Here is a 10,381-nt window from a genome sequence, read left to right on the forward strand (position 1 = left end):
CAAGACTAGCTTGCGACGCTTCCCCACACTAGCTGCCCTTTGTGGAAGGTCGCGGTACGAGGGGAAATCCTCGCGACCGCTTCCGCAGAGCAGGACGCATCAACCAGCACAAAACTTGCGTCATCCTGTGCTTTCGGCCACACACGTTCGCCTTTATCGTTCAGCGGCAGTACATCACCTGTGGCGAGGAATAGCGCGCGCGACAGGTTGAGTTCGTTCGGGCGAATATACAGCTGAGCATACAGATTGGCTTTCTCCAGCATATCCCCCAGCCCATACGGCGACCAGTGGTCAATCACGCTGTCGGTGCCGGTAATCACCTCCACGCCTTTATCTCGCAGCTGTTTCAGCGGCATGTGCAAGGTGCCGATAGGTACCGTCGAGGCAATGGTAATCTGCTGCGCCGCCATACGGGTTGCCAACGCATCAACCTGCTGTTCGTTCAGCGTTGCCAATGCGAAAGCATGGCTGATGGTCAGTTTGCCCTTCAGCTGTGGCGTTTTCTCCACCGTCTCCACCATGTAATTTACCGCTGCCACACCTGCCGGGCTGGTTTCATGCAAATGGATATCCACACCTTTATTGTAATCGAGCGCAATCTGGAACATGGTGTCGAGGGATTTTTCCATGGCCCCATCAACGCTGGTCGGGTCCAGCCCCCCCACATACTGTGCGCCAGCCTGCATTGCTTCACGCATCAGCGGTTCAGACTTCGATAACAGCAGACCATGCTGGGGAAACGCCACGATTTCACAAGCGAAACCGGGCTGACGACGCGCCAGTACCGCCTGCAAGTTCTCCAGATTTTTCAACCCGGAAACTGGCTCAATATTACAGTGGCTGCGGGCAATCGATGTTCCTTTTGATTGCAGTAGATCGATAAGCTTTTCCGCTCGCTCCTGAGTATAAGGCTGCAGTTCAGGTAGCAGCTTTTGTTCCAGGCGGATCATATCCTGAATGGTGGTGCCCGCTGGACGGTTCAATGAGCGCCATGGGCCACCGTAAAAGGTTTTATCCAGATGAATGTGCATATCGCGCATCGCGGGCAGCATGAGCTTTCCGCCCGCATCGTAATGCGGCAGCGCCGCATCCGAATGCTGCTTATTCTCGTGCAGCGCAACAATCTTCCCGTCCTGAATTTCAACGGTTTGCAGTGCAGTACGGGTATGTACCACCACGGCATTTTCGTAATCAAATCCCGCTTCCAGCAGAACGTTATCAAGGTAGTAGTGTTTATCGTTAATCGTCATGGTGTTCTTCGCCCCGCAGGCTGTCCCGACAGGATTAGCAGCATACGCGACTGGTGCTACTGCGCCAAACAGCGCAGCAGCAGTGACCATTTTTCCGCTCTGACTTAAAAATTCGCGGCGGCTGTTACTTTCCTTCATTCGCATCTCCTCTCAGGAATGGACAATGTGGGTACCCGTTTCACCGCGCAGTGCGGCAGGCAGGCATTCCGGCGTGGTGATGATCACCCGCTTTCCGCCACGAGCCAGGAACGTCAGGCTGGCGATAATTTTGGGTAGCATGCTGCCTGGCGGGAAGTGACCTTCCTGCATGTAACGGGTCATTGCCGCGATATCCACTGTGTCCAGCGCCTGCTGGTTGGGCTTGCCAAAGTGAATACACACTTTCTCTACGCCAGTGGTGATCACCAGAATGTCGGCGCGGATCTCCTGCGCCAGCAGCGCAGTGGAGAGATCTTTATCAATCACTGCGTCCACGCTGTGATAATCCCCGTGCTCGCTACGGACTACCGGAATCCCGCCGCCGCCTGCGCCAATCACCACAAAACCTTGCTGAGTCAGCGTTTTGATAGCCTCTGCTTCAACAATACGTTTGGGTTCAGGGGAAGCCACAACCCGCCGGTAACCGCGCCCGGAATCCTCCACAAACCGCCAGCCCGGATTAACCCGCAGCAGCTCGTCACGCTGAGCTTCACTGAAGAATGCGCCGATAGGCTTGGTTGGATTCGCAAACCCTGGATCGTTCTTGTCGACTTCTACCTGCGTAACCACCGTCACCGCTTTCTGCTCACCGCGTCGCGCCAGACGGTTATTCAGCGCCTGTTGGATCAGGTAGCCAATACCGCCCTGAGTATCAGCGACGCAGTTTGCCAGCGGAGTGAGCGGCAAGCCTTCGCGTTCGTGCGCGATTTCAGCACGCCGTAGATCCAGCCCCACCTGCGGCCCGTTACCGTGTGTCAGCACAATGTTGTAGTCCGATGCCAACATCTCCAGCACCGTGTCCGCCACCGCTTTCACCGCTTCAGCCTGGTGCTCAATAGACTGGCTGGCGTTATCTTTGATAATGCTGTTGCCGCCAATGGCAACGACCACAAGTTCTTTCATCGTATTTTCTTCCGCTTGCAGGCGATTCAGGTTGTTTTCGTCGGTTCCTGCTCAGGCGCAGTAGCCGCTTCACGACTGTCGAGAATATGTTTGACGACGAACATGCCGCTCATCATCAGGTAGGCCACAACAAACATCATCGAGCTGCCTTCGGCAAAACCCACTGCCGGGGAGTGAATCACACCAAACAGCGACAGCAGTGCACCGAAGGCGGCGGCAATCGCCCCACGTAACGGCTTGTTCATAATGGCGAAGATAGCGACACAGCCCCACAGCATACTGGCCAGCGGCGCACCGCTTCCCAGATGCACCAGCCCGTCGTAGTACACGCCTTTACTGTGCAGCAGGTCACTGCCCAGTTTCCCCGCAGAGGTTCCGGCGGCCCCCATTACGCTGTTAACGATGGTCAACGCCCAGTTGGCAATCCACGGGAACAGACAAATGAAGATGACGGGAACCTCGACTTTGGGGGTTTCTCGTACCACCTGGTTGGCGGTTACCACGCCGATAAACACCAGAATCGGCACTATCGCAGTCATCGGAATAATGGCGAGCATAAACGCGCCCAGCCCAAACAGCGGTACCAGGAACATGGTGATACCAGATGCCAGGGTATAACCGATGCTGGCACCCATTGCTTTCCAGCCCGCGTGCCCAACATACACAGTCACCGGGAACGGGTTACCCAACATGCAGCCAAGCATGGAGGCAAAACCGTTCGCCATCATAACTTTACGGGTGTTGTACTCATCGCCCGCGGCGTGCGCACTTTCAATGTTCTCGAGGTCAAAAATATAGTTCGCCAGACCCAGCGGAACTGCAGAAGCCAGATACGGCAGCGCATGCGGTAATCCTTGCAGGAAGCTGTCGACATGGATTTCTGGCGGGTTAAAGCCAAAAGACGACATCGAGGCTTTAATCGCTTCCGGGCTTTGCAGACCGGAGATCCATGCCAGGGCCGTACCGGCAATCAGCAGCAGCAAACCGGTCGGAATGCGGGCAAAAATCGGTTTCTTACCGAACCAATTGATGAAAATCAGCAACAGGACGATGAAAGAAACGGTTGGCGCTTCAAACGCCTGCAGCATGGGGTTCATCGCCAACAGCAGCAGCCCCAGGCCGGATAAACAGGAGAGCAGTACCGTACGCGGGATCATCTTGCGGATGGTCTCGCCCAGGAAGGAGCCGCCCACCAGGATCAACGCTTCCACAAAGCACCATACCAGTGCTATCTGGATGGCGAAGTTAGCATCTTTGGTTTGCTGATAAACCGGCATCAGCACCAGGAACGTCACGGTAAAGATTGACGGCGCGCTGGGACCGGACGGCAACGCCGTTACATCATTACGGCCGGTGTGTTTTGCCATCTGCAAACCAAACCAGGCGTAACAGATACTGGCCACCAGCACCGCCAGACCAAAGGCAGGCGCAATGCGACCGTAAACTATTTCAGTCGGGATGCCGACAACAAAAATGAGCAGCCCCATCATTGTCAGCAGGTTAGTCAGGTTGTTGGTCATCAGCCCGAAGTAAGCCGCCCAGTCACCACGTTTCCATTCTAGTTTTATGCTGTTCATGGAATATCCTTTACAGGTTAAGCATCGTTTGCGATCACGGAGATCGCCCAGCCCTGCAGGTAAGCAACGTTTTTCGCTTCGCTACCGTGGGGCTAACGGTGTTAGCCCCGGTTATTGTTATGAGCAGTAGCGGTCACGCCAGTTGAGGATCGCCTTTTCAAAACAGGCGAACGGCGGGTGTACAATTCCGGCACCGATCATGCCGATCCCGGCATCTTTGTGCGCAATCGCAGTATTGATCACCGGCAGAATACCGGTACTACCTACGCGCGTAATATCGATAGCCGTTGGTACCCCCATAAAACCGAGCAACGGAATGGTGACGTTCGGGTTTTCACCCAACGTGATTTCACGCATCTGGCGAGAGAAGTCGACGGCTTCTTCAACCGTACCGCCCACCAGCGCCACGATGGCCGGTGCCGTCGCCATCGCGAAACCACCAATCCCGTAGGTTTCGGTAATCGCGCTATCGCCGATATCGCGCCCGGAATCTTCCGGCTTATAGCCCGCAAACATCGGACCAATCACCTGCTGCGCCGGACCGGTAAACCATTGACCCGGTAAACCACTGATGCGCAAACCGAACTCAACACCGTTACGCGCCATCGTCGTCACCACGGTGCTGTATTCGATACCGTGTGCAGCGTCCATCGCCGCTTTACACATCGCCATCCAGGTCGGGCCGGAGAAGTAATCGCTGCTGAGGACAAACTCGAACACTTCCCGCTGTTGCTCAACCGGATAGCCGGTCTGAATGATCCACGGCGTCAGCGCCTGAATCAGCAGTGCGGTACCGGCATTGTTGCGGTTATGGCATTCATCCCCCATGTGCAGCGCCTGCGCCAACATCAGACGCAGATCGATTTCACCCGCCAGCTTCATGGCATCACGCAGCATTGGGCCCATCACATCGCGCATCCAGTTCAGACGATCGATAACGCTCTGATCGTTCGCACCCATACGCAGGATCTTCGCCATCTGCTCGCTCATATTGGTATATGCGCGGTTGCCGTAGGTTTTGTTCTCAACGATGTGCATGAACATTGAGGCAGAGGTGACGCCCGCCATCGATCCCACACAGTCATGTTCGTGGCATGGGGAGAAGATGATTTCACCAGAAGCTGCCAGTTCTGCGGCTTCATCGAGATCTTTTGCCAGTCCTTCAAAAACCAGCGCCCCGGTGACTGCCCCTTTCATCGCACCGCACATTTTTTCCCAACGGATTGGCGGCCCGGCGTGCAGGATAGTGTTACGGGTCATACCCGGCACCACGTTAATGGCCTGGTCATACCCCACCAGCACCGGATGTGACTGGATAATGCGTTCCAGCGCCAGCTGATTAGCGGCAGCAATTTTGTCTGCCAGCGGAGAATCGGCAATCTGATCCAGCGCCGCGACCACCTGCATGTTGCCCTGCCCTGGCGGAGTCCAGTCGAGTTGGGTCACCGGTACGTTCTGCTTTTTCAGGTCATCGCTGAACATCGCGATGCCGACGTTAATCACATTCAGCGGCTGGTTAAACAGTGTCTGGCTCATCAGGCTTCCTCCCCTTTACAGATAAATTCACGCGCCAGCAATCCGGTGTTGGTGCTACTGCTCGCCCAGATAACCCCGGCGTCGGTCAGCATCTGACACTGTTTTTCCAGCGACGGCGTATCAAGATCGGTTCCCAGCACATAGCCGAGGATCTCAAGCGGACGACCGTCTGCGGCGGCGATCGCTTTGGCTTCAACGATCGCCTCAAGCATCACGCCAACCGGATCTTCGTGCGATCCAAAGCCGAGGACGAAATCCATCACGATCACGCCAACTTCAGGATCGCGCGCTTCCTGCAACAGGCGACTAATACGGTTGGTTGGATCGATCATCGGATGCGGTTTACCGTTGGTGAAATCATCATCACCGAAATCGAGGAAGGTATGTGCGATACTGCGGTTGAGATCCTGTAGTCGGAATGCCGGGTCCGGATGAATGTTGCTGTACACTTCGGCATGTTTTTCCATTGCGGCAAACATCGCTTCATCGCACAGCGTGCCGCCACAGAACAAGCCACGAATGTACTTTTGCTGTGGCGTCAGACGGGCGCGGACCTCTTCAATCAGCGGCCAGTTCAGCGGATGCAGGTCCAGAGTCTCTTTTTTCACCCCCGTCAGCAGTACCGCTTTCAGCGCAGCTTCTTTTGTGCCACGTGCGAACTGCAGCCCCGCTTCATCCGCAGGAGCGGCATCACGTCCGAGGAAACAGACCACGACCGGTTTGCGGCAGGCGCGTGCGCGTTCCAGTACCTTACGGGCCACCGCAGGCGCAGGCGGTTTGGAGATCAGTGCAATGATTTCGGTTTGCGGATCGGCTTCCAACATGCCAATCGCGTCAAGCATCATCAGACCACCAATTTTCTCGCTCAGATCGCGTCCACCCGTACCGATCAGTTGGGAAATACCGCCGCCAAACTCATGAATACGCACGCTCAGTTCCTGGCTACCGGTACCGGATGCCCCCACAATGCCAATGTTGCCGCGACGTACCGCATTACCAAAACACAGCGCCGCGCCGTTAATAATGGCGGTCCCGCAGTCTGGCCCCATCATCAACAGCCCTTTTTCGTGTGCCAGCTGCTTAAGCGCCAGTTCGTCCTCAAGAGAAACGTTGTCTGAGAACAGCATCACATTGAGGTTATTTTGCAGTGCCTGACGTGCCTCACGTGCGGCAAACAGACCGTTAACCGAGATAACCGCCAGGTTGCTGTCAGGTACGTGTTTTTTAGCACTGGCGAGCGTGGCGTAGCGCGCTTCGTGCTGGCCGCCCTGCTCTTTATGCGTGAACAGATCCTCAATCGCCACCAGCGTCTGCTCGTTCGCCGCTTCACTCGCGCCTTTAATGACAATCATCAGATCGCCACTCTTCGCGTCTTCCAGCTCAGGCGTGAGCAAGCCAAGATTCTTCAGCACGCCCTTGTTCATTTCTGTCGCCATTGCCACGAACGCCTGCTCCACACCATCGAGCTTATTTGCGCGTGTTGAAATAGACATCAGTGAGACAGAATCAAAATACGTATTCTTTTTAACAACTATCCTGATCGACATAATTCCCTCCGGACCTGTGGCTCAGGGCGCAGGCATCCGCCATGCCGTATAGCATGTCGCAGCCAGAACTTGAGCCGATATTTTTAATATCAGTTATATATTGCGTAGAAACGTGTTGTTGCTCATTAATAATATGGTTCAGCAGCCGTGCGACACTTTCCCGATAGCGCTGATGAAAAGCCTCATCCAGCGTAATTTTACTGAGTAATGTCGTATTATTTCCGTCACACTGCAAGGCGGCTAAAAACTCTCCCCGATATTTTTCCAGCGGGTGTCCTGGAATAAATAAGATGGTACTTAGACCCACTAAATAATCATCGGATGATGGCGTCAGCCCAATACCCAGACCAATTAAACGGCTGACGGCAGCAGAGATATTTGCTCCTGTTTTCAGCGCCGTCATTAATGTCTGGCGACGCTGTAGTAGTTCACGGGTGATTTCCTGATAAAACGGGTTGTCACCCTGGTACAGAAATAAGGTGTCGTCGTTTTTAAGCTGTTGGCGGATATCCTCTTCCCAGCGCTGCCACCGAATAGCTGTGAACGCGGTTGCATCTGGCGTCCACTGCGGCATTCGCCACGGCAGGCACCCGGAAGTCTCTATCCACTTATCCTTACCAACGACAATCCCTGATTCGGTAAAACTGACCGGCTCACCGGGATGAAACAGGTCTTCACAATGCGTCAGCGCCAGCCGACAGCTGTTGGGCGCGTTATCACAGCCTTCACTCAGTAACGTCAATAATCGCTGCTGCTCGGGTATGAACAGATTCACCGCGCGGGAAAATACCTGTTCTACTCGCCCGGTTCCCCGGAATGAAAGAAACGCGCCGTCTGCGGTTAGCGCCCGAACGCATCGCCGTGATGACGTGGCGATAGCGGCGCTCCTCTGTCAGGCTCCGGCGGCAATCAGCAGCTCGGCAATTTCGTGATACCCCTTTTCCCTCGCCAGCTCTAGCGGGGTTTTACCGTATTTATCCGTCATGTGCGGGTTCGCGCCATGGTTGAGCAGCAGCTTGACGATTTCCTGCTGCTTCGCACCACCGTCATTGAGTACGATAGCTTCCAGCAACGGCGTCCAGCCAACGAAATTAGTGTGGTTGACGTTAATATCGGTATGCAGCAGCAGCTCACGCACGATCTCAACATGACCTTTCTCACTGGCAGGCGTAATGCCGACACCGCCAAAACGGCTCAGGCGCTCAAGATCCGGGTTAGCCGGTAATACCGTGCGCAGCAGTGTTAAATCATTTGTCAGGCAGCTAATCAGAAATGGATTAAAACAGGTTTGATCTTGTTTATTAATATCAGCACCGGCAGCAATCAACAAAGAAACGCAGTCATAATGTTTATTCAGGCTGGCAATAATAATGGCAGTACGGCCCTGGCGGTTGGTGGCATTAATATCCACATTTTTTTCCAGACAGGATTTTAATCCTTCGGCGTTACCCTGTTCTGCCGCCAGCAGAAATTCAGTAATAAGTTCTTTCTCTGACATAATCACTCTCCTGCAGTTTTTTAGACTCTTCGTATTTCCGATAACCTGAGAATAGCAACAGAGTTTAGAGAATAACATCCGCTTAAATTTCATTCATCGTAAGCGTGTCGATTGTTGAATCAAATTTAATAATGAGAGTAAAACGTGCTGTAGTGCAATCTTTCCCTTATGGCTGAAGCCGTTTTAGCGGTGAATCAGAGCCTGGGGAAATCAGGCGGCATGCAGCACAAATAGCGGGTCGCAACTAAAATACAGAAGTGTGATTGCCTTCAAATCAAATGTAACTCTAGTGTTAAATTCTGTTCAAAACTGATTGCTCTCGATAAGGATTACAAATACATTCAACAATCATCGTATCGTGGACATCGCCGCATGGCCTGAGGGGAGAACGGATGAATTCAATTTTTACCGAGGAAAACCTGCTGGCCTTTACGATGGCAGCACGCTATAGCAGTTTCAGCAAGGCCGCTGAGGAGCTTGGCTTAACAACGTCGGCCATCAGCTACACCATCAAACGCATGGAGATGGGACTCGATGTGGTGCTGTTTACCCGCAGTACCCGCAGCATTGAGCTCACTGAGTCCGGTCGCTACTTCTTTCGCAAAGCAACCGACCTGCTGAATGACTTCCACGCCATCAAGCGCAGCATCGATACCATCGCCCAGGGGATTGAAGCCAGGGTGCGCATTTGCATTAACCAGCTGTTGTATACCCCACAGCACACTGCACGGCTGTTACAGGTGCTCAAAAAGCAGTTTCCGACCTGCCAGATAACCGTGACCACCGAGGTCTATAACGGCGTCTGGGACTCGATCATCAATAACCTGGCCAATATCGCTATTGGCGCGCCCGATACCCTGCTGGACGGCGGCGGGATTGATTACACCGAAATCGGCGCGATCCGCTGGTCGTTTGCTATCGCACCGGATCACCCACTGGCCTTTATGCCTGAGCCGATTTCAGAGAGTCAGTTGCGCCTGTACCCAAACATTATGGTGGAGGACACCGCGCACACCATCAACAAGAAGGTCGGCTGGTTGCTGCACGGGCAGGAGTCGATTCTGGTTCCTGATTTTAATACCAAGTGTCAGTGCCAGATTCTGGGTGAAGGCATCGGTTTTTTACCGGACTATATGGTACGCGAAGCGATGGAAAAGTCGCTGCTGGTCACGCGACAGATCCATAACCCTCGTCAGGATTCACGCATGCTGTTGGCAACCCAGCACGCGGCAACCGGTCGCGTAACGCAGTGGATTAAAAAAGAGTTTGGCCCACAAGGGGTACTGACGGGGATTTATCAGGATCTGCTGCATCGGCAGTGATGTGCCGGATAAGACTATCCGGCGGAAATCAGTCTTCAGGCACGAATATCGTCGTACTCGCGCGTTTTATCAAACTCATGTTTGGCAAACGGACACAGCGGGATCACTTTGCGGTTTTCGGCGCGCATTTTCTCCACCACCTTCGCCACCAGCAGTTTACCCACGCCCTGACCTTTCAGACTGGGGTCAACATCGGTATGCTCAATGATGCTCAGATGCTCGCCTGTCGGCACAAAAACAATCTCGGCGACCTGCTTGCCTTCAGCATCGTTGACATAAAACTTGTTATGGCCTGCAAGAATTTCCATGGTTCCCTCACTTATTTCTGGCGATATTTCAGCGCACCACTCGGACAGGTATCAATAACCCTGATAACCGTCGCAACATCGACTTCATCCGGGATGATCCACGGTTTACGCTTCAGGTTGAAAAGTTTTGCGCTTCCCCGCACGCAATTGCCCGAATGTTGGCACATCCCCGTGTTGAAATAGACATCGATCTTCTCGCCGGTATAGGCCCGGTAACCTGCATCCAGTAGTTCCTTATCCAC

10 protein-coding genes are annotated in these 10,381 nt (G+C 53.9%); 1 reads left to right on the forward strand and 9 read right to left on the reverse strand.

Annotated features, from left to right (window positions below; all coding sequences use genetic code 11):
• Positions 1-5: 5 nt before the first annotated feature.
• From QMN38_RS18560 to QMN38_RS18590, 7 genes are all read right to left on the reverse strand, one after another.
• Entirely contained in the window at positions 6-1,388 is a 1,383-nt protein-coding gene (locus tag QMN38_RS18560) for an amidohydrolase family protein (RefSeq protein WP_271449905.1), read from the reverse strand.
• 12 nt (positions 1,389-1,400) lie between these two features.
• A complete protein-coding gene (locus tag QMN38_RS18565; RefSeq protein WP_323605576.1) occupies positions 1,401-2,351 on the reverse strand; it encodes a carbamate kinase family protein in 951 nt (316 codons plus the stop codon).
• Positions 2,352-2,377: 26 nt separating this feature from the next.
• Positions 2,378-3,928, reverse strand: a complete 1,551-nt coding sequence (locus QMN38_RS18570; protein WP_137382677.1) for a xanthine permease — start codon at positions 3,926-3,928, stop codon at positions 2,378-2,380.
• 117 nt (positions 3,929-4,045) lie between these two features.
• Complete coding sequence (locus QMN38_RS18575; RefSeq protein ID WP_137382676.1) at positions 4,046-5,464, reverse strand: YlbE family protein; 1,419 nt, start codon at positions 5,462-5,464, stop codon at positions 4,046-4,048.
• Entirely contained in the window at positions 5,464-7,011 is a 1,548-nt protein-coding gene (gene fdrA, locus QMN38_RS18580; protein ID WP_323605577.1) for an acyl-CoA synthetase FdrA, read from the reverse strand. Before fdrA ends, QMN38_RS18575 begins: the two co-directional genes overlap by 1 nt.
• Positions 6,989-7,786 (reverse strand): oxamate carbamoyltransferase subunit AllH family protein, encoded by a 798-nt coding sequence (locus tag QMN38_RS18585; protein ID WP_323605579.1) that lies wholly within the window; start codon positions 7,784-7,786, stop codon positions 6,989-6,991. Before QMN38_RS18585 ends, fdrA begins: the two co-directional genes overlap by 23 nt.
• Before the next feature lie 117 nt (positions 7,787-7,903).
• Positions 7,904-8,509: an ankyrin repeat domain-containing protein gene (locus QMN38_RS18590; protein ID WP_323605581.1), complete on the reverse strand. Its 606-nt coding sequence runs from the start codon at positions 8,507-8,509 to the stop codon at positions 7,904-7,906.
• 392 nt (positions 8,510-8,901) lie between these two features.
• Here QMN38_RS18590 and QMN38_RS18595 point away from each other — a divergent pair, with 392 nt between their 5' ends.
• Positions 8,902-9,831 (forward strand): LysR substrate-binding domain-containing protein, encoded by a 930-nt coding sequence (locus tag QMN38_RS18595; RefSeq protein WP_005123372.1) that lies wholly within the window; start codon positions 8,902-8,904, stop codon positions 9,829-9,831.
• A 35-nt stretch (positions 9,832-9,866) separates the two neighbouring features.
• Here QMN38_RS18595 and QMN38_RS18600 read toward each other — a convergent pair whose 3' ends face one another.
• Both QMN38_RS18600 and yjdI read right to left on the reverse strand, forming a co-directional pair.
• Complete coding sequence (locus QMN38_RS18600; protein ID WP_101741591.1) at positions 9,867-10,139, reverse strand: GNAT family N-acetyltransferase; 273 nt, start codon at positions 10,137-10,139, stop codon at positions 9,867-9,869.
• A gap of 11 nt (positions 10,140-10,150) precedes the next feature.
• Entirely contained in the window at positions 10,151-10,381 is a 231-nt protein-coding gene (gene yjdI, locus QMN38_RS18605; protein WP_005123368.1) for a 4Fe-4S mono-cluster protein YjdI, read from the reverse strand.

Origin of the sequence: Citrobacter sp. R-1.5.2 (assembly GCF_035064245.1) — a bacterium.
Classification (GTDB): Bacteria; Pseudomonadota; Gammaproteobacteria; order Enterobacterales; family Enterobacteriaceae; genus Citrobacter.

Coding starts and splice junctions, on each gene's coding strand:
- QMN38_RS18600 (WP_101741591.1), bottom strand. CDS start 10,139: ATGGAAATTCTTGCAGGCCATAACAAGTTTTATGTCAACGATGCTGAA.
- fdrA (WP_323605577.1), bottom strand. CDS start 7,011: ATGTCGATCAGGATAGTTGTTAAAAAGAATACGTATTTTGATTCTGTC.
- QMN38_RS18590 (WP_323605581.1), bottom strand. CDS start 8,509: ATGTCAGAGAAAGAACTTATTACTGAATTTCTGCTGGCGGCAGAACAG.
- QMN38_RS18560 (WP_271449905.1), bottom strand. CDS start 1,388: ATGAAGGAAAGTAACAGCCGCCGCGAATTTTTAAGTCAGAGCGGAAAA.
- QMN38_RS18570 (WP_137382677.1), bottom strand. CDS start 3,928: ATGAACAGCATAAAACTAGAATGGAAACGTGGTGACTGGGCGGCTTAC.
- QMN38_RS18575 (WP_137382676.1), bottom strand. CDS start 5,464: ATGAGCCAGACACTGTTTAACCAGCCGCTGAATGTGATTAACGTCGGC.
- QMN38_RS18595 (WP_005123372.1), top strand. CDS start 8,902: ATGAATTCAATTTTTACCGAGGAAAACCTGCTGGCCTTTACGATGGCA.
- QMN38_RS18565 (WP_323605576.1), bottom strand. CDS start 2,351: ATGAAAGAACTTGTGGTCGTTGCCATTGGCGGCAACAGCATTATCAAA.